15 protein-coding genes are annotated in these 20,990 nt (G+C 44.4%); 3 read left to right on the forward strand and 12 right to left on the reverse strand.

Annotated elements, in window-relative coordinates; all coding sequences use genetic code 11:
- Positions 1-48: 48 nt before the first annotated feature.
- Positions 49-2,151, forward strand: coding sequence for a M13 family metallopeptidase (locus KFK88_RS07820; protein ID WP_223578357.1), 2,103 nt, complete (start codon positions 49-51; stop codon positions 2,149-2,151).
- 82 nt (positions 2,152-2,233) lie between these two features.
- On the opposite strand, the gene metE is transcribed toward KFK88_RS07820, so the two are convergent.
- The 3 genes from metE to KFK88_RS07835 all read right to left on the reverse strand — a co-directional run bounded on the left by metE (position 2,234) and on the right by KFK88_RS07835 (position 8,137).
- Positions 2,234-4,528, reverse strand: coding sequence for a 5-methyltetrahydropteroyltriglutamate--homocysteine S-methyltransferase (metE, locus tag KFK88_RS07825; protein WP_223578358.1), 2,295 nt, complete (start codon positions 4,526-4,528; stop codon positions 2,234-2,236).
- Between the two features lie 190 nt (positions 4,529-4,718).
- Entirely contained in the window at positions 4,719-5,792 is a 1,074-nt protein-coding gene (locus KFK88_RS07830) for a PQQ-dependent sugar dehydrogenase (RefSeq protein ID WP_223578359.1), read from the reverse strand.
- Positions 5,793-5,926: 134 nt separating this feature from the next.
- Positions 5,927-8,137, reverse strand: a complete 2,211-nt coding sequence (locus KFK88_RS07835; RefSeq protein WP_345252445.1) for a S9 family peptidase — start codon at positions 8,135-8,137, stop codon at positions 5,927-5,929.
- A 223-nt stretch (positions 8,138-8,360) separates the two neighbouring features.
- Here KFK88_RS07835 and KFK88_RS07840 point away from each other — a divergent pair, with 223 nt between their 5' ends.
- Entirely contained in the window at positions 8,361-9,314 is a 954-nt protein-coding gene (locus KFK88_RS07840; protein WP_223578361.1) for a DMT family transporter, read from the forward strand.
- A 60-nt stretch (positions 9,315-9,374) separates the two neighbouring features.
- On the opposite strand, the gene KFK88_RS07845 is transcribed toward KFK88_RS07840, so the two are convergent.
- From KFK88_RS07845 to ampD, 6 genes are all read right to left on the reverse strand, one after another.
- On the reverse strand, positions 9,375-9,761 hold the full coding sequence (locus KFK88_RS07845; protein WP_223578362.1) for a hypothetical protein: 387 nt from the start codon (positions 9,759-9,761) through the stop codon (positions 9,375-9,377).
- A gap of 267 nt (positions 9,762-10,028) precedes the next feature.
- The gene (gene lpdA / locus KFK88_RS07850) at positions 10,029-11,447 is read right to left on the reverse strand and encodes a dihydrolipoyl dehydrogenase (protein WP_223578363.1); all 1,419 of its coding nucleotides are present in this window, start codon (positions 11,445-11,447) and stop codon (positions 10,029-10,031) included.
- A gap of 122 nt (positions 11,448-11,569) precedes the next feature.
- Positions 11,570-13,252: a dihydrolipoyllysine-residue acetyltransferase gene (gene aceF / locus KFK88_RS07855; protein ID WP_223578364.1), complete on the reverse strand. Its 1,683-nt coding sequence runs from the start codon at positions 13,250-13,252 to the stop codon at positions 11,570-11,572.
- 15 nt (positions 13,253-13,267) lie between these two features.
- Positions 13,268-15,949 (reverse strand): pyruvate dehydrogenase (acetyl-transferring), homodimeric type, encoded by a 2,682-nt coding sequence (gene aceE / locus KFK88_RS07860; RefSeq protein ID WP_223578366.1) that lies wholly within the window; start codon positions 15,947-15,949, stop codon positions 13,268-13,270.
- A 205-nt stretch (positions 15,950-16,154) separates the two neighbouring features.
- Complete coding sequence (ampE, locus tag KFK88_RS07865) at positions 16,155-17,018, reverse strand: regulatory signaling modulator protein AmpE (RefSeq protein ID WP_223578368.1); 864 nt, start codon at positions 17,016-17,018, stop codon at positions 16,155-16,157.
- A 75-nt stretch (positions 17,019-17,093) separates the two neighbouring features.
- Positions 17,094-17,657, reverse strand: coding sequence for a 1,6-anhydro-N-acetylmuramyl-L-alanine amidase AmpD (gene ampD / locus KFK88_RS07870; protein ID WP_396326652.1), 564 nt, complete (start codon positions 17,655-17,657; stop codon positions 17,094-17,096).
- A gap of 119 nt (positions 17,658-17,776) precedes the next feature.
- Between ampD and nadC the strand changes: the two genes are divergently transcribed.
- Positions 17,777-18,646 (forward strand): carboxylating nicotinate-nucleotide diphosphorylase, encoded by an 870-nt coding sequence (gene nadC, locus KFK88_RS07875; RefSeq protein ID WP_223578373.1) that lies wholly within the window; start codon positions 17,777-17,779, stop codon positions 18,644-18,646.
- 11 nt (positions 18,647-18,657) lie between these two features.
- Here nadC and zapD read toward each other — a convergent pair whose 3' ends face one another.
- Genes zapD through KFK88_RS07890 form a run of 3 tightly spaced genes read right to left on the reverse strand, consistent with a single transcriptional unit; the run spans position 18,658 to position 20,966 of the window.
- On the reverse strand, positions 18,658-19,425 hold the full coding sequence (zapD, locus tag KFK88_RS07880) for a cell division protein ZapD (protein WP_223578375.1): 768 nt from the start codon (positions 19,423-19,425) through the stop codon (positions 18,658-18,660).
- Positions 19,426-19,429: 4 nt separating this feature from the next.
- Positions 19,430-20,050 carry a dephospho-CoA kinase gene (gene coaE / locus KFK88_RS07885; protein ID WP_223578377.1) on the reverse strand — a complete coding sequence of 207 codons (621 nt, stop codon included), beginning with the start codon at positions 20,048-20,050 and terminating at the stop codon, positions 19,430-19,432.
- Between the two features lie 7 nt (positions 20,051-20,057).
- A complete protein-coding gene (locus KFK88_RS07890) occupies positions 20,058-20,966 on the reverse strand; it encodes a prepilin peptidase (RefSeq protein WP_223578378.1) in 909 nt (302 codons plus the stop codon).
- Between the last annotated feature and the right edge of the window lie 24 nt (positions 20,967-20,990).

A 20,990-nucleotide genomic window follows, 5' to 3' on the forward strand; every position in this document is an offset into this window, starting at 1 on the left:
ATGTTTGGCTGACAAAACTCTAACTTAACAAATATAACGGGTGTCACTATGAAAAAACTGATTATAAGCTCAGTATGCTTAGCCGTTTTAGCCGCTTGTAATTCTGAGAAGCCTCAAGAAGAACAAACGACTGAAACTGCCACAGCACAAAGCAGTGAGCAAGCAACGGTTGAAGCATCAGATAAACAACAATCTGAGCAAAAGCTCATTTCGGGGATCGAAACTAAATACATTGATAAGTCCGTACGTCCTCAAGACGACTTGTTCCGTCACGTTAACGGCAAGTGGCTTAAAGAGTTTGAAATCCCTGCAGATAAATCAAATTACGGCTCTTTTACTAAATTAGCCGAACAAGCGAAGAAAGACGTTCGCGCCATCATCGAAGAAGCGGCTCAAACAAAAGCCGAAGACGGCACTGAAGAGCAGCAAGTTGGTGATTTGTTCGAGAGCTACATGAACACCGATAAGCTTGAAGAACTTGGTACTTCACCTCTTAAGCCAGAACTAGAGCGCATTGACTCAATCGAAAATCTATCGGATTTGTCTGAGTACCTCGCGTATGCGCAAATGGTATCAACATCACCATTCAGCACTTACGTGTATGTCGACGCGAAAGAGCCTGATAACTATATCACGCAAATGAACCAAAGCGGTTTAGGCCTACCAAGCCGTGACTCTTACCTAAAAGAAGACGAGAAGAGTCAAAAGGTTCGTGATCAGTACGTTGAGCACATCGCGAAAATGTTTGAGCTTGCAGGCGTTGAAGGCGGCGAAGAAAAAGCCACTACCGTTATGGGGCTTGAAACGGCTATCGCACAGAAGCACTGGCCAAAAGAAAAGTTACGTAACCCTGTGGCTCGTTACAATAAAATGAGCTTCGCTGATTTACAAAACACCTTGTCTAACCTTGATTGGGATCGTTGGCAAAAAGACGCTATGTTGAGCGACATTGATAATGTGATTATCGGTCAGCCTGACTACTTTGCTGCGTTAAACGATATGTTTAAAGACGTCCCGCTTGAAGATTGGAAAACTTACTTCAAATGGCACGTGATTACGAATAGTGCTAGCTTCTTGAACGAAGCCATGGATAAAGAAAACTTCCGCTTCTATCAGGGCGTATTGAGTGGTGTTGAAGAGCAAGAACCTCGCTGGAAACGTGGTGTTAATGTGATTAACGGCACACTCGGCGAAGTCGTAGGCAAAATCTACGTTAAGAAGCACTTCAAGCCTGAAGCCAAAGAGCGCATGGTTGAATTAGTCGAAAACCTACGACGCGCATACGCTCAAGGTATTAAAGAGCTCGAGTGGATGAGTGAAGATACTAAGAAGCAAGCGCTTGATAAGCTGAGCAAATTCACGCCTAAAATCGGTTATCCAGACAAGTGGAAAGATTACTCTGACCTAGTGATTAAAGATGACGATCTTTATGGCAACATGAAACGTGCAGCTTTAATGCAAGTTAAGAAAAACCGTGAAAAGTTAGGTCAGCCTATCGACCGCACAGAATGGTTCATGACACCGCAAACGGTTAACGCTTATTACAACCCAGTGATGAACGAGATCGTGTTCCCTGCGGCAATCCTTCAACCTCCATTCTTTAATATGGAGGCTGATGATGCGGTGAACTATGGTGGTATCGGTGCGGTTATCGGTCACGAAATGGGCCACGGTTTTGATGACTCAGGTGCTCAGTACGACGGGGACGGAAAACTTCGTAACTGGTGGACTGAAGACGATCTTAAAGAATTCGAGAAGCGTACGGATAAGCTAGTAGCGCAGTACAATAACTTCACGGTTCTTGACGGTGTCCACGTTAACGGTGAATTCACCCAAGGTGAGAACATTGGTGACTTAGGTGGTTTAACCATCGCTTATAAAGCTTACCAAATCTCTAAAGACGGTGAAAAAGCTCCTGTCATCGATGGTATGACTGGAGACCAGCGTGTATTCTACGGTTGGGCACAAGTATGGCGTCGTAAATATCGTGATGCGGAACTTCGTAAGCGCATTGACACGGATCCACACTCGCCAAGCGAATTCCGTGCAAACGGTACAGTACGTAACATGCCTGAATTCTACGAAGCGTTTAACGTTGAGCCGACGGATGAGATGTACTTAGCGCCAGAAAAGCGCGTTAAAATCTGGTAGTTCTAACTTCGTTTAGAACCGAACAGTAAAAAAGCCAGAGCAAACGCTCTGGCTTTTTTTTGCCAATAAGTATTCCCCGAAATTAAGCCGATAACTTCTGACGTGCCTCAACAGCAGCATCCACAAGATTTTTCAGAGCAGGACGCACTTGATCCCAGTTTCGTGTTTTTAGACCACAGTCGGGGTTGACCCACAACTGATCAACAGGGATATGTTTCGCCGCCTGCTCGATCAAATCACTGACTTCTTCCTTAGTTGGAATTCGTGGCGAATGAATATCATAAACGCCAGGGCCAATTTCATTTGGATATTTGAAGTCATTAAAAGTTTGAAGCAGCTCCATATCCGAACGCGACGACTCAATCGTAATCACGTCAGCATCCAAGCGTGCGATTGAATCAATGATTTCGTTAAACTCGGAATAACACATGTGAGTATGGATTTGCGTGGTATCAGCAACACCCGCTGCAGACAACCTAAAGGCATTTACTGACCACTCAAGATATTGTGGCTGTTCGCTTTTACGTAGAGGTAGCAATTCTCTGAAAGCGGGTTCATCGATCTGAATGACATCGATACCATTTTTTTCTAAGTCCAAGACCTCATCACGCAGCGCTAACGCAATCTGATCGGCGATTTGTGGTGCTGGTAAATCCTCGCGCTCAAACGACCAAGCTAGAATCGTGGTTGGCCCTGTTAACATGCCCTTTACCTTCTTCTCAGACAGCGACTGCGCATATTTAGACCACTCAACGGTAATCGCTTGTTTACGCGATACATCACCGTAAATAATTGGCGGTTTCACACAGCGACTGCCGTAGCTTTGCACCCAGCCAAACTGTGTAAAAGCAAATCCGTTTAGCTGCTCACCAAAATACTCGACCATGTCGTTACGCTCAGCTTCTCCATGCACTAAGACATCTAAGCCGATAGCTTCTTGCTCGTGGATGGCTTGTTGAATTTCTTTCTGAATAGCTTGTGTGTACTGCTGTTCATCAATATCTTGCGCTTTAAAAGCACGACGAGCTTGTCGAATCGAATCTGTTTGTGGGAACGAGCCAATGGTCGTCGTCGCGAGTGGCGGGAACTGGAAGTGTTCGCGCTGGGCTACTTTTCTCAGTGCAAACTCTGACTGACGCTGGCGCTGTGCATCGCTAATCGCTGAGACACATTCTTGGACATCTGAATTGTGGACACGCGACGATGCTTTTTTCGAAGCAACAGCCTCATCACTCACCTTTAGTGATTCCTTGATAGCTTCCTGTCCTTGCGTTAAGGCTTTACTCAGATCAGCAATTTCTTGCACTTTTTGCTCAGCAAATGCCAGCCAAGACTGTAATTCATTATCGAGTTTTTGTTCACTATTTAGATCCACTGGGCTGTGTAGCAGTGAGCAACTGCTCGACACCCAAAGGTTGTCACCATAACGCTCTTTACTTTGTAGCAAAGTATTTACACTGCTTTTTAGATCATTGCGCCAAACATTGCGGCCATTGACGATGCCCACGGATAACACTTTCGACTTAGGCCAGTTATGTGCCACTTCGGCTAACTGCTCAACACCACCGCTCACTACGTCAAGATGTAAGCCGTCCAGTGGTAATTCAGCAATACGATCCAACTTATCCGTGACGTGCCCGAAGTAAGTTGTTAGTAACAGCTTGAGGCCAGCATCAGTGCCAAGTTCAGTGTAGGCTTGGGTTATCGCATTCAACCAAACATCATCTAAGTCTAAGGCTAAAATAGGCTCTTCAATTTGTACCCACTCGATGCCTTGTTGTTCCAAATTGTTCAACAGCTGTTGATAAGTTTTTACTAACTGTGGCAATAGACTTAACTTGTCAAAGTCAACTTGCTCACGTGACTTGCCTAACCACAAGTAAGTTACTGGGCCTATTAGCTGCACCTTAACCTTGCTAGACAACTCTTTAGCCTGCTCAATCTGTGGTAGAAGGAGATCCAAGTTCAACGAGAACCGTTGGTCTTGGGTAAACTCAGGAACAATATAGTGATAGTTAGTGTTAAACCACTTGGTCATTTCGCTCGGCTGAACCTGAGAACCTTGCGGGGCTGAACCACGCGCAATGCGGAAGTAGTTATCTAAGAGATTATCCGCCTGCCCGTCTTCGAAGCGCTCAGGAGTGACACCCAGTAAAATAGAGGTATCCAAAACCTGATCATAGAATGAAAAGTCGCCTACCGTTAACCAATCAATACCTTTATCTAAAGCAGAAGACCAGTTTTGTTGACGAATAGAGCGAGCAACCTGTTGTAACTCTTCTTGCGAAATCTCGCCTCTCCAGTACTTTTCCAGTGCAAATTTCAGTTCGCGTTTTGCACCAATACGCGGTAATCCTAATAAGTGTGACTGTGCCATTTTTACATCCTCAGCTTAATTCTCAAAGAGAAAGAGCCCGTAGGCTCTTTCAAAATCCAATACAACATCAAAAAAAAAAGATGTTTAGACGTCTAAATGGCTATTATCGTTATTTATCTTATAAAAGCAACCTTATTTGTAAACTAATTTCCTTCACATTTAGTAAACAATAACAGTCTCACATTTATGCCTACTCTGCTGAGTAAGTCACTCTGTAGATCTTGCCAAAGCCGTCATCAGAAATTAGAACCGAACCGTCTGGCATTTGGATAACATCATTGGGGCGACCTTTCACTTCACCGTCGATTAACCACCCCGTCACGAAATCACTTTGAGACTCAACCTTCTGCCCGTCCAGTGTCAAATGCACCACCTTATAGCCGACCTTAGTGCTGCGGTTCCAAGAACCGTGTTGCGTAACCAACATGGTATTTTTGTACGCTTCAGGGAACATATCACCGGTGTAATAAAGCATACCAAGCGGCGCAACGTGCGCCTGAAACTCCCAAGCTGGTTTGGTAAATTCGTGGTCACCTAATTTGTCGCCAAAAGCAGGATCCATAAAGTCGTCGCCATGCACATACGGGAAGCCAAAGAACTCACCTAACTCCGTCACTCGGTTTAATTCGCAAGCTGGTTCGTCGTCTCCTAGCCAATCACGACCATTGTCCGTAAACCACAACTCTTTCGTTTCAGGGTGCCAATCAAAACCAACGCTATTACGAACACCTGTCGCCACGACTTCTCTTTCGATCTCTTCAGCATCCACATCAATGCGAATAATTAAGCCATAGCCTTCATCATCACAAACGTTGCAGGGTACACCGATTGGAATGTACAGCTTGCCATCAGGGCCAAACTTAATGTATTTCCAGCCGTGATGACTGTCGTCCGGCAAGTCGTCGTACACCACTTCTGGTTCCTTAGGATCCTTGTAGTGCTTGTCGATATCCTTAAATCTCAAAATTTTATCGACTTCTGCCACGTACAAATCACCATCTTTATACGCAATACCACTCGGCATGTATAAATCTTCGATGATGGTGTAAACCTTGTCAGCTTTAAAATCGCCATCAGTGTCTTCTACTGCGTATACTTTACCCGCTTTACGCGTGCCGACGTAGAGCACACCAGAGTCTGACAGTGCCATCTGACGAGCTCCTTCCACTTCAGGAGCGTAAAGGTCGATAGTAAACTTCTCTGGAACTTCAGCCGCTTGTAATGTGCTGGCTATCATTAAACTTAGTGCCGCTACAAATTTCATGATTAACTCCGTAAACTTTGCTTCCACACAGAATAAAACGTGTGACATACAAATAGCAAATCTTGCGTCTTTAGCCTGAGTAGTGATTCGGCAAAAAAAAAGCGACCCGGAGGTCGCTTTAAATGATGACTTGTTTACTTCAAGTACTTCTCGAAATAGTCGGTAATCGTATTAAACACATGGGTCCTTGTTTTTTGTCCCCAAATGGAGTGCTTACTGCCCGGATAATTCATCATATCAAAGGGCTTATTAGCATCCTGCAGGGCTTTGAACAGCTTAGTGCTATTGGTAAATAACACATTGTCATCAGCCATGCCGTGGATAATCATCAATTCTCCCTTTAATCCATCAAGATACGGGAAGACATTACTCTGCTCATAACCTTCTTTATTATTCTCAGGGTGATCTAAATAACGCTCTGTGTAATGAGTGTCATATAAGTACCAGTCCGTCACGGGCGCTACTGACACGCCGACTTTAAACACATCAGGCTCTTTAAACATGCTCATGATGGTCATGTAACCACCATAAGACCAACCAAACATGCCGATGCGCTCTGGGTCAACGAAGTCTAATGTTTTCAGGAAATCCACGCCTTTGACCTGGTCCACAACTTCGACATCACCCAATTTACGATAAATCGGATCTTCAAACTTCTTACCACGATTCCATGAGCCACGATTATCCAATGAGAAAATCACAAACCCGCGGTCAGCCATCATATGGTGCCAATAGGTATTGCGAGCGCCCCAAGTGTTGGTCACACGTTGTGCATGCGGCCCTCCATAAACATCTACTACTACTGGATACTTCTTGCCTTTGACCATATTAGTCGGCTTGTACAGGCGGTAGTGCATAACCTGGCCATCTTCAGCTTCAATCGTGCCGAACTCAGGCTTAGCCGCTTGCTGGTAATACTTGAAGTAAGGATGATCGCCGTCCAGTTTATTCTGCTCAAGCCAAGTGACTAACTCACCATCAGCTTTTCTCAAACTGACCTGAGGTGGTTGTTCAACTGAGGAAAAGTAATCAACGAATAGCGACATGTTCTTTGAGAAACTAACGTTATGTACACCTGCTTTATCTGTAATTTTCTTGATTCCACCTTCGCCATTCATCGGCACTGAATACAAATGTTGTTCCAGAGGCGTTTCTTTGTTGGCATCAAAGTAAACTAACCCTTTATCTTCATCGACGCCATACAAGCTATCGACGACCCACTCACCATCTGTAAGCTGGTTAATTAGGTTACCCTTCAAGTCATAAAGATACAGGTGACGATAACCGCTTCGCTCAGAACTCCATACAAACGCATTGTGACGCTTTAAGAAATACAGATCTTTGGTGAGGTTAATCCAGGTATCCGATGTTTCCGTTAAAACTTCATGCGACTTACCAGTTTCGGCGTCAGCGAACATCAATTTTAACGTCTGCTGATCACGGCTTTGCCATTGGAATGAAACACGTTTTGAATCGCGTAACCATTTAACTCGTGGGATATAAATATCGGTTTCTTCACCAATCTCTTGTGGAGAAGTATCTACCCAAGTTGTTTCGCCAGACTCTAAGTCCAGTACACCGAGCTTGATCAATACATTGTCAGTACCGGTGCTTGGATAACGTTGCTCAAAGACTTCAAAGTCTTCAGCATTTATTTCATAACGCTTTTCAATGTTGACCGGTGACTCGTCGACCTTTAAGTAGGCAATTTTTTTGCTGTTAGGTGACCACCAGTAACCCGTCAGACGGCCCATTTCTTCCTGCGCCACGAACTCAGCCATACCGTTTTTGATAGGACCTTCGCCATCCATCGTTAGCTGACGTTCTTTACCTGTTTCGATATCGACTGTAAAGATATCTTGATCGCGAATAAAGGACACGCTTTTACCATCTGGAGAGAGCTTGACATCGGTTTCATAAGCATCAGTTTTTGTCAGCTGCTTAGTAGCATCACTGCCGGACTTACTTAAATCGTAAACAAAGATATCACCACCCAGAGGGAATAATAACGTCTCGCCATCGTCGCCCCAGTAATAGCTAATAATACCTTTTGCAAACAAACGCATGCGCTCGCGACGCGCCTTCTCCTCGGCTGATAAGTTTTCTTCACCCGGCATTAAGTCAGCCGAATCGACCAGCATGCGAGACTGTTTATCCGCTAAGTTATATTCCCACAAGTCTAAGCGCTCTTGCTCGTCTTCCTTGCCCTTTAAGAAAGTGACACGCTTACCATCCGGCGATAACTTTACTGAGCGTGGCGCTGGCCCAGTTAACGATGGATCCGCATAAATACGCTCTACGGTTAGTTTGGTTGCGGATTGTTCATCTGCTTTTGCACTACTCATCACACCTGCTCCAGCCAAACCCACGGCAGCACATGCCAGTAAGGACTTAACATAACTCATAACCTTATATTCCCCATATTTTCTCGATAACGCATCATAGAATTTACCGTCCTAACAATCAACGTAGCGCCACACCCTTTTTTCGACTTGAGTACCAATAATGGCTAGTTTCAGTGAGCTATTTATTACATAATGCGGACTTTATGTCAGTTCGAGAGTCACTATGCATACTGTATCCGGTCGCTGGCAATTGGGCCTTACTTTATCGCTCACCACAGTCTTCTTGTGGGGATTACTTCCTATCGCCTTAAAAGGTGTGTTGTTACAAATGGATGCTGTAACGGTAACCTGGTACCGCTTCGCAGTCGCCGCCATTTTTGTCTTCGTGTATATGGCTGTGCGTAAACGCATTCCAAATTTTAGAGAACTTAAAGGACTGATCGGCATTCTGATGCTCATCGCCATATTTGGTTTATGTGCGAACTATGTGTTCTATTTGTTCGGCGTAGAGAAAATCACGCCTAGCAGTGCGCAAGTGATGATTCAGACTGCCCCCATGTTTATGCTTCTGGGAGGTCTGATTGTTTTCAAAGAAAGCTTTAATAAGTGGCAGTGGCTTGGATTTAGTTCGTTTGTGGTAGGTCTGATACTGTTTTTCAACATGCGCTTCACTGAGATCATAAGCAATTTAGACGGCGCTTATACAGTTGGTTTGTTTTGGATGCTGTTGGCTGCTGTAACTTGGGCTGCCTATGCACTCGCTCAAAAACAACTGCTAAACACATTCACATCAAACCAAATCATGTTTATTATTTACATCACCAGCACCCTTATGCTGGTGCCATGGAGTACCCCCAGTCAGGTCATATCGCTCGATACATTAGGTTGGGTGTTATTAATATTCTGCTGCTTAAACACTATCGTCGCCTATGGCGCTTTTGCTGAGGCACTGGCCCACTGGGAAGCAACTCGAGTTAGTGCGATATTAGCGCTAACACCATTAGTCACGATTATGTCGATGAAAGTGGTCGCTTACTTCTTTCCTGATTACTTACCAGACGAGCCGATGAACGCACTGAGCATTGTAGGCTCTATTATGGTCGTTTTAGGCTCAGCAACAACGGCTGTAGCGGGCAAGAAGAAGTCTAAAATCATCAAAAAATCACCATCACCGTAAATTCTATTTTAGACACAAAAAAGGCTCCCCTAAAGAGCCTTTCTTACAAGGTTATATTTTTTATCGACTAGCGATAAAGTCATCAATTTTGACTTTCAGATTATTCACCCAACGTGGGTAGCTTCGATGAATATTTTTTCCATCATAATCCAAGTTAACGCTATCAACATAAATGATACTGTAACTCTGCATGCTATACGGAATTTTCACTACAGCTGTATGAGCACGCAAATTAAGTTTGCCTCGAATCAAGCCGGGTTTGAGTGGAGTCATCTCCCAACCCAGAGACTGACCAGCTCGTAGAATGCTCAACTTAACATCTTCTAGGGTCTCACCATTATCAACTAAATACTCAATATTGTGATCGTTGAGGTTGGTTAATGGACGGCTGGTATTACAAGCGCTTAAAAAGATCGCCAACAAAATGGATAGAACTATAATTCTCATCGTATTTTCCCTTTATCATTTATTATTACCGGTACACAAAAGCCTCCAAAAGGAGGCTTTAAAAGTTTAGTTTGATTGTATTTGAACCAAACTAGAAATTAAGATTTTGGCTTTCTTTATACACGATAAACCTAAAAACCTAATCTGTAAGCTTAGATTTTTTCGTAGTAGCTAGGCGTTGGCGCGCGGAAATGCGGAGTTTATATCAAATACATGAGCACTTGAGCACGCCAATAACAACGCTAATGCGAAAAAAGATTTGCTTCTTTATTTCTTTTTGCGCTGAGGAGGAAGGTCAGTACAAACACCTTCATAAACCTCTGCCGCAAAGCTCACTGACTCAGAAAGCGTTGGGTGCGCATGAATGGTTAAGCCGATGTCTTCAGCATCACAGCCCATTTCAATCGCCAAACCAACTTCTGCAATCAACTCACCAGCGTTAACACCGACGATTGCACCACCGATTACGCGGTTGTTTTTCTTATCAAACAACAACTTAGTGAAGCCTTCTTTACGGTCAACGCCAATCGCACGACCTGATGCAGCCCATGGGAATTTACCCACGCCGTAATCAACGCCTTGCTCTTTGGCTTCTTTTTCAGTCAAGCCAACCCATGCGACTTCTGGATCAGTGTAAGCAACTGAAGGAATCGTTAGTGGATCGAAATAATGCTTCTTACCAGCAATCACTTCTGCTGCTACGTGCGACTCAGCTGTTGCTTTGTGCGCTAGCATAGGTTGTCCAACAATATCACCGATCGCATAGATGTGCGGTACATTGGTACGCATCTGCTTATCAGTGTTGATGAAACCACGCTCTGTCACTTCAACGCCTGCTTTATCAGCATCAATTAAGTCACCGTTAGGGCGGCGACCCACTGCCGACAAAATCATGTCGAATTTTTGTGGCTTTTCTGGAGCGTTTTTACCTTCAAAAGTCACGTACAAGCCATCTTTCTTAGCGTCAACTTTAGTCACGCTTGTTTCCATCAAGATGTTTTCGTACTTACCTTTGACATACTTCTCAAGTACTTTCACCACGTCTTTATCAGCCGCAGGAATCATCTGATCAGCCATCTCAACCACAGTAATCTTAGCACCTAGTGCACGATAGACTGTCGCCATTTCAAGACCAATAATACCACCACCGATAACCAACATGTGCTTAGGAACTTCACGTAGTTCTAAAGCACCGGTCGAATCTACGATACGGTCGTCTTCAGGCAAGAATGGCAAATCAACTACACGCGAACCTGCTGCGATGATAGCGTTATCAAAGGTGACTTTTTGCTTTTTACCATCATGCTCAACTTCAATCTCGTTAGCACCAGTAAACTTACCGTAACCTTGGACCGTTTTAACTTTACGGCCTTTCGCCATACCAGCCAAACCGCCAGTCAATTGCTTAATTACGCCATCTTTGTAATCGCGAATTTTATCGATGTCGAACTTTGGCTTACCAAAGCTAACACCGTGAGCAGACATTTCTTCCGCTTCATCAATCACTTTTGCAGTGTGTAACAAAGCTTTTGAAGGGATACAGCCTACGTTTAAGCAAACACCACCAAGCGTGTCATACTTTTCAATCAAGATAACATCCATACCTAAGTCAGCGGCACGGAAAGCTGCGTTGTAGCCGCCTGGGCCACTACCTAAAACTACGACTTGAGCGTGTAAATTACTCATGAGTTCCTCTTTTCTATCTGAATTTAGAGTATCAACTCTTAAATCTTAAGCGCTTATTTTGCGCGTATTTTACCTAATTTGGCCGAAAAATCATCAAACAATTCAATATAACACCGAGCGCGCTATAGAATCGTTCGACGAATATCCGCTAACATTTTGCCCAGATGAACAATAAACCTTGCTGCCACAGCGCCATCAATCACACGGTGGTCGTACGACAACGACATTGGCAACATCATGCGCGGCTCAAAGTCCTTACCATTCCATACCGGCTTAACCTGATTCCGTGACAAGCCTAGAATCGCAACATCTGGCCAATTAACGATTGGCGTAAACGAAGTACCACCAATACCTCCCAGAGACGATATCGTCATTGAGCTGCCCTGCATATCTTTCGCAGTGAGCTTTTTGTCACGAGCTTTTTCTGACATTTCACCCAACTCAGTTGCCAGTTCGTAGACGGACTTTTTATCGACGTCACGAATCACTGGCACCACCAAACCGTCTGGCGTATCGACCGCGACACCAATATTGAAGTATTTTTTCAATATTAAGGTTTCGCCATCCGCTGCCAGCGATGAGTTAAACGTAGGGAACGCTTTGAGACTCGCGACCAAGGCTTTCATAATAAATGCCAATGGTGTTAGACGTACTCCTTCCTTAGCAGCCTCTTCCTTCATCGACTTACGGAAGTTATCTAACTCTGTAATATCCGCTTCATCATGCTGCGTCACATGCGGAATCAAGTTCCAGTTACGCTGCAAGGTCACGCTGCTAATTTTCTGGATGCGCGACAGTGACTTTTCTTCCACTTCACCAAACTTAGTGAAGTCAATCTCTGGTAAGTCAGCTGATGCAGCTGCGCCAGTATTTGCTGTGGCTTTTGGACGTGATAGTTCGAACTTGATATAAGATTGCACATCTTCTTTCAAGATTCGGTTTTTACGTCCAGACCCTTTAACTTTCGACAAGTCTGCACCAAACTCACGCGCCAAGCGACGAACTGCTGGACTAGCATGAATCACTTCGCCTTCGCGTCGCTCATAAGGCTCTACGGTTACTGGCGCAGGCTTATAGTCTGACTTTGGCATCGGCTCGTCTTTGACACTGGTTTCTTTCTCAACCTGCTGCCCTGAAGAGTCACCGCTTGACTCATCCTCTGAGCCATCATCAGCATCATCTGTAACTTTCATCGAGCCAATCTGATCACCCTGGCTGACTTTGTCACCCACTTTTACGGTTATCGACTCAATGGTACCGGCGAATGGCGACGGAACTTCCATCGTCGCCTTCTCAGTTTCGAGAACAATTAAGCTGTCGTCTTGCTCTACCTCATCACCTTCTTTAACGCTGACCTCAATAACGTCAACGCCTTCTGAGTCACCAATATCAGGGATAGTAATCGCTTCTGTACGACTACCGCCTGATGACTTCTTCTTACTTGGCGCTTCAGAAGATGCTTGCTGTGATGAGTCTTCTGTGGACGAACCTTCTGAAGTCTGTTCAGTTTCGTTAGATTCGTTACTATCTGCTGAATCTTCAGAGGCGTCATCACCAGAAGCTTGGCTTGCTTCGAGCTGTAGAATCAAATCGCCTTCTGACACTTTATCGCCAACTTTTAACTCGATCGACTTGACCACACCTGCTTCGCTAGACGGCACTTCCATGGTCGCTTTGTCGGTTTCTAATACGATTAAGCTGTCATCAACATCAATTTCATCACCGACATTAACCAACACCTCAATAACATCAACCCCACTGGCATCGCCAATATCGGGGACTTTTACTTGCGTTACATTTGCCAAGGGAAACTCCTCCAATTATAGGGTTGCAGGGTCAGCTTTATCAGCGTCAATGTTATAACGCTTAATCGCTTTATTCACTTCTTTAACATCGATCTCACCTTCATCTGCAAGCGCTTTAAGTGCAGCGACAACGATGTAGTAACGATCCACTTCAAAGAAGCGACGTAAATTTTCACGGCTATCAGAGCGTCCAAAACCGTCTGTACCTAATACGGTATAGCTCATTGGTACAAATGGACGAATCTGATCGGCGAATGACTTCATGTAATCCGTTGCAGCGATTGCTGGGCCTTTTTGCTTTTCAAGGCACTTCTCAACGTAAGACTTTTTAGCTTTCTTGTCTGGGTGCAGCATGTTTTCACGCTCAACCGCTAAGCCTTCACGACGAAGCTCTGTGAAACTTGGTACTGACCAGATGTCCGAAAGTACACCGAAGTCTTCTTCAAGCAACTCAGCAGCATGTTCTACTTCACGCAAAATCGAACCACTTCCCATCAACTGAACGCGTGGCGCTTTCTTGCGCGATTTGTTCGCTTTCAGTTGATACATACCTTTGATGATGCCTTCTTCTGCATCTTCTGGCATCTCAGGATGAACGTAATTTTCGTTCAAGGTCGAAATGTAGTAGAAAACATTTTCTTGGTCTTTGTACATTCGACGCATACCTTCGCGTACGATGACCGCCACTTCATATGCGTAGGTCGGATCGTAGCTAACGCAGTTTGGAACGGTTGCTGCGATCAAGTGGTTATGACCGTCTTGGTGCTGTAAGCCCTCACCGTTCAATGTTGTACGGCCAGAAGTCGCACCAATTAAGAAGCCACGCGCCTGCATGTCACCAGCAGCCCAAGCCAAGTCACCAATACGCTGGAAACCAAACATCGAGTAGAAGATATAGAATGGAATCATTGGCAGGTTATTGCTTGAATAACTGGTCGCAGCGGCAATCCACGACGACATAGCGCCAGCTTCGTTGATGCCCTCTTCAAGTATCTGACCTTTCTTATCTTCGCGATAGTACATGATTTGGTCTGAGTCTACTGGATCGTAAAGCTGACCAACTGATGAGTAAATTCCGATTTGACGGAACATACCTTCCATACCAAAAGTACGCGCCTCGTCAGGAATAATTGGTACGATTCGCTCTTTTAAGCTTTTGTCCTTTAACAAGACGTTCAAGCCACGAACAAAGGCCATGGTTGTCGAAATTTCTCGATCACCACTCGACTTTAGCAGTGGTTCAAATGCATCTAATGATGGAATATCAAGACTATCCGACTCAGGGCGACGGGTCGGCAAATGGCCGCCAAGTTTTTCGCGACGCTCTTGCAGGTACTTAATTTCTTCGCTGTCTTCACCGGGGTGATAGAAAGGAACGTCTTCTAACTTGTCGTCTGGAATTGGTACATTAAAGCGGTCGCGGAAATGCTTCAACGCTTCTAAGTTCATCTTCTTTACCTGGTGAGCAGCGTTTTTACCTTCACCAGAATTACCCATACCGTAACCTTTGACCGTTTTGGCTAAAATAACGGTTGGTTGACCTTCGGTATTGACCGCACGGTGGTAAGCAGCGTAAACCTTGTGCGGATCGTGTCCACCACGGTTCAAACGCCAAATGTCTTCGTCAGACATGTTAGCTACCATTTCTTTTAACTTAGGATCTTTGCCGAAGAAGTGTTCGCGAGTATAGGCGCCACCTTTGGCCTTACAATTCTGGTACTCACCGTCGACGGTTTCTTCCATCACTTTACGCAAGCGACCTTCTGTGTCACGAGCCAATAGCGGATCCCAGTAACGACCCCAGATAACTTTTAAGACATTCCAACCAGAGCCACGGAATTCGCCTTCCAACTCTTGAATGATTTTACCGTTACCACGGACAGGGCCATCCAAGCGCTGTAAGTTACAGTTGATAACAAAAATAAGATTATCCAACTTCTCACGCCCAGCGAGGCTGATCGCACCCAAAGATTCCGGCTCATCCATCTCACCATCACCTAGGAAAGCCCACACCTTACGACCTTTGGTGTCAGCCAAGCCACGATTTTCTAGGTACTTTAAGAAACGAGCTTGGTAGATTGCTTGGATCGGACCTAAACCCATAGATACGGTTGGGAACTGCCAGAACTCAGGCATCAACCAAGGATGCGGATAAGATGATAAGCCTTTACCGTCAACCTCTTGGCGGAAATTACTCAACTGATCTTCAGTTAAGCGGCCTTCCAAGAAGGCACGAGCATAAATACCCGGAGACGAGTGTCCCTGATAGTAAATTAAGTCGCCTTTATCTTCATTGTTGCCTTTGAAGAAGTGGTTAAAACCTACGTCATACAGTGTTGCACTTGATGCAAAGCTTGATAAGTGACCACCGAGTTCTAATTCTTTGTTCGATGCTTGTAACACGATAGCGATCGCGTTCCAGCGAATGATTGCTCGTAAACGACGCTCCATTTCCTGATCACCAGGCATATGCGCTTCTTGCGATGGAGGGATGGTATTAAGGTATGCCGTGGTTAAATCGAACGGTAAGTTAGCGCCTGCTCTGCGTGCTTTTGCTACTAACTTTTCTAAAAGGAAGTGTGCACGCTCCACACCTTCCTCAGCCATCACCGCATCCAACGCATCAATCCATTCTTGAGTTTCTATGGGATCGACATCCTGAGCTGCTGCGGTTCGTTTTAAATCGTTATCAGACATATTAGTTATCGCCTTTTGACAGCCACGTGCATTTAATTAACACATGTTAAACAGAATTAGTATAATTCACAAAGGCAACATCTTAGTCAAAAGCTCAATAAAAAGATACCGTACAGGGCAAAAAACAGGCAATATCGCAAAGTGGTCAGACCTTATGATATACCTTTAAATTATTTAACAAAGGTTAATTAGTGTCGACTAGCGTTTAAACGAAGGTCCAACCGAGGAACGTAGCCACGGCAATCACAGCAAATAAGATCACACCAGCACGTTGCGATAAACTGATTGCACAATGGTTAGAAGCGCAAGCACCAGCGTCTTCATCGTCAATGTAAGCTCCCATACTTGCAGTTGCTACCGTATTAAGTAGATCACGACCGCTGATCTCAAGGTCAAAGAATTGTCCTTTGCTATTCTCTATGCCGTTTGCCATATCGCCCGCGAGGAGGTAAGTGAGTGCCGATAGGCGAAAAGCAAACCACTCCATGGCGTAGTGGACTTTACTGCCGAATGTACCCAGCTTGCCGTCTTGTTGCTGCCACAACAGCATGCGATACAACAATGCCCCTGCTGGCCCAAGAATCACAAACCAAATAGCAACACTGAAATATTGACTTTCAATATTGTAGAAAATGCTATTGGTAACATCCTTAACCATCTGCTCTTGGTCATCCGATTCTTTTCCAGTATAGGTTTTGGCATACTCATAAGCCGCCTGTTGGTCATCATTTTCCATAGCATTGAAGTAGCCTTGGAGTTGCTTACTGGGTAATTGAGGACCGAAAGCGTGGACTAGAACTAGAACCATTAGGGCGAGCACGATAACAGAAGCAATAAAGCCGTCATCGAATAACTTGAACAGCACAAAAACGAGTACGGCCGGTAACAAGACTTCAAAAACTTCTTTGAGCCAAGACTTGTACCAGCTCTTGTCACCAAAGGTTTTATCTAGAAAACGTAAGTAACCGAAATACCAGTTGTCGCTACTTAATTTATCGCGAGCCACCGACTGGTTACCGTGATAATAACGCTCAATCAGTATTGCAATAACTAAGGCTAATAACGCCATATCCCCACCCTGATCAATTAAAAAGGAACTATTTCAGTACAGTTATACCATAAGAGAAAAGGATAAAGCAGACCATCAAACATTCTTATTCAATAATTTACGATAGTGCTGCCAATCGAAGGCTGGGCCAGGGTCTGTTTTGCGGCCAGGAGCGATATCAGAATGCCCCGCAATACGTTGAAGAGTAATATCTGGATAGGCTCTTAAAATTAATTTCGTCAATTTCAACAACACTTGATACTGAACTTCCTCATAAGGAATGTCGTCCGCTCCCTCAAGTTCGATACCTATGGAAAAATCATTACACTTCTCTCGTCCATCGAAACTTGATGCTCCAGCGTGCCAGGCGCGTTTATGCAGGGGTACATATTGCACCACTTCTCCATCACGCCGAATTAGCAGATGACTCGACACTCGAATACCAGCGATTTCTTGAAAAAAAGGATGATCATCAGGACTAAGACAACCACCAAATAACTGATCGATATAGGGTCCACCAAATTCTTTGGGCGGTAAGCTGATGTTGTGAATGACCAACAAGCTAATATCCACGATACCATTGGCATCACCCTCGCGCTCGTCAAAATGAGTACACGGAGCTTGACGAGCATTTTCAATCAAGCCAGTGTGTAAATTTATATAATATTCCTGCTTAGCGGACGGCATGCTATTCCTAAACCGGTTTTTTGAGATTACAATACCACAGATTGAGCAGAATATGATGCTGACACTTTACGCGAAAATTTACGGACCCAAGTATGATCGACATTCCTTATCAAGCCAAACTTCAACAAAACATCCAGTACCAAGTACAAAAAGCTCTTGAAGAAGATTTAGGTAGCCTTGAAGGTGTTGATGTCACAGCAGAGCTCATTGAAGCTGACAAAGCTGCTAAAGGACGATTAATCACCCGTGAAGATTGCGTGGTTTGTGGTATTGACTGGTTTAACGCTGTGTTCGAAGCGCTTGACCCAGCCATCAAGTTATCTTGGAAGTGCCAAGATGGTGATAAAATGTCCGCAAACGATACACTCTGTGAAATAGAAGGCAACGCACGTAATATCCTTACCGCCGAACGCAGCGCGATGAACTTTTTACAAACTCTGTCCGGAACTGCCACCATAACTGCTCGTTATGTGCGTGAGCTGAAAGGAACCGACTGCCAGCTACTAGACACCCGTAAAACCATCCCACTAATGCGCCTAGCCCAAAAGTATGCTGTCTATTGCGGCGGTGGAAAAAACCACCGTATGGGGTTATTTGACGCGTTTTTAATTAAAGAAAACCATATTGTGTCTACAGGCTCCATTGAAAACGCGGTTAAGACCGCTCGCCGCAACCACCCTGACACTCTGGTCGAAGTCGAAGTCGAAACCTTTGCCCAGTTAGATCAAGCTTTAGACGCGGGTGCAGATGTGATTATGCTAGACAATTTTAGTATCGATGACATGCGGACAGGTGTTGCAATCAACCAAATGCACTCGCATACTGCGAAAATTGAAGCTTCTGGTAATGTCACTATCGACACTTTGCGTGATATTGCAGATACAGGCGTTGATTTTATATCGGTAGGCGCTTTAACGAAGCATGTTAAGGCTGTAGATTTGTCACTTCGCTTGGAAATGTAATAGGGGCTTAATCAGCAAATCGCCAGTTCAAAATCGAAGTCATTTGAGACTGGCTTTAATTGGTCCTCTAACTTTTCTATAAACCGAATACTAAAATAGTGTTTAGAGCCGCTAATCTCTGGAAAGTATGCCGACTGACTTGGCAACATGACCCTCAGCAGCTGCGGGTTTGACCTGTTAGACAAGCTGCTTTGAAACACGCCTTGTTTGCAGCTAACGGTTTCAAATGCTCCATTTTCCCGGAACAAACGCAAAAGGATCTTGATACACTGGCCTAGACCGTCGAGGTGAGCAAACCAGGTTTTCAAACAGTCTTGGCGGTACTGGGTCGACTTATTCAGAAACTGATGCAACTCAGGGAGATCAAAGCTACAGGTTCCGCCCGGCATGCGAATACGGTTTTTGAGCATATCAATAAATCGGTCTGAGCGAAGTTTTGCACCAAACTTGCCCTGATAACGCCCGAGCCAGTCAAGTAATTGGTTGAGTTGTTCTAAAAAACGCTTGAGCTTTAAGCCATCAATATAAGGACTTTCTTCAAGCTGTTCGAAATGTATCCTTTGCGCTTCCAGCTCTTTGATTAACTCACCCTTGATGTCTCCACGGTCAAGGCAGTCTAGAATTTCCCACAAATTACGCAACGCGCCCACATGACAGAAAGTAGACTCTTGGTCACGTAAGTGTAACTGAATCGCAAACAGTTGTTCTAAGCGCAAGTAGGTTCTCACCTGCTCGCTCAGGGGGTGCTCATACAGAATAGACTCAACAGCGTCACTCATGGAGTTAGCTCCTTGCTAATTCACGATAATGCTTGTCTAAGTTTATAACTTGTTGTTTTAGTGATTGCAAATCTGAATTGTTAGCAATAACGTCATCGGCTATGGATAAACGCTCAGAACGACTAGCTTGACTCACCATCAAGGCTTTCGCACGATGGATGTCGGTATCATCTCTTTGCATTAAACGCGATAATTGCTTACCTTCGTCCGCATCAACAACGAGCACTCTTTGATAATTCTGAGCCTCATCAGTTCCATGAATCGTTTCAAAGTAAAGAGGAATGACGCTGATTGTATAAGGTTCTCCGCAGCTTTCAGCGGCTGACCTTGCTTGTAGCATTTTGTCTCTAATCATTGGGTGCAGCAATTGATTTAACCAGTGCCTTTTAGAATCGTCAGAAAAAACGATATCTCTTAATGCTTTCCTATCCAATGAGCCGTCATCGAGCAATACGTCCTCACCAAAGTATTGTGTGATTGCCTGTAAACCCTCAGAGCCGAGCTCAACGACCTCTCTCGCGACAATATCAGCATCGATAACTCTAACACCAAGCTCTGCAAAAAAACGACTAACAGCGGACTTGCCACTAGCAACACCACCGGTCAGTACAAAGTGCAAAGTCATGTGTAGATTAAGGAGCCAATAAGTTGAGATAGAGCTCGGTCAATGGTTGCCCCCAGATTAAGGTAATCCAGCCTGCAATTGCCAGAAATGGGCCAAACGGAATGGTGTAGTCGCGGCCTTTTTTATTAATAATCATGGCAATGATGCCTAACACAGCACCCGTTACGGTCGACAAGATTATAACAAGGGGCAGCATTTTAAAGCCTACAAAAGCACCAATGGCAGCCAAAAGTTTAAAGTCACCATGCCCCATGCCCTCTTTTCCAGTCAAAATTTTAAACAGCCAATAGATTGACCATAAGACCAGATAGCCACAGAGGGCTCCAATCACCGAAGACTCTAGATCTGGAGCAAAACTGTGCTGGATTTCTGAAGGCTGTAAAAATAGGAAAGTACTTATGCCAATCCATACCAAGGGCAAGGTTAACTGATCGGGAAGTATTTTATGATCATAATCAATAAAGCTTCCTACAATCAGGAAGGAAGTAAATATCAGTGCAAAAAGTAGTAACCAGTTAAAGCCAAATACCCAAGCGCAAGTAGCGAATGTTATCGCAGTCAGCAGTTCCACAAATGGATAGCGAATGGATATGGATGTTTTGCAAGAGAGGCACTTCCCTTTGAGAAACAACCAACTAAAAATAGGAATATTTTCAAGCGCCGTGATTTTGTGCCCACACTTAGGACAAGCCGAGCGTGGTGTTACTAAGCTATATTTCTCAGGTAAGTCTTCTTTCGGGCAGCTGACATCACACTTCGCTTCCTTCAAGATTTCTGAAGCTGTTGAACGCCACTCTCTATTGAGAATCTTTGGTAACCGATGAATTACAACATTAAAGAAGCTACCAAAAAGCAAGCCCAGTATAAAAACAAAACCTGCCAATAAAGGCAGGTTATTTGACAATAGTTCAATCATAGAGTTTTATTTTTCTTCTTTATT

It is taken from the genome of Kangiella taiwanensis, assembly GCF_020005165.1.
GTDB lineage: Bacteria > Pseudomonadota > Gammaproteobacteria > Enterobacterales > Kangiellaceae > Kangiella > Kangiella taiwanensis.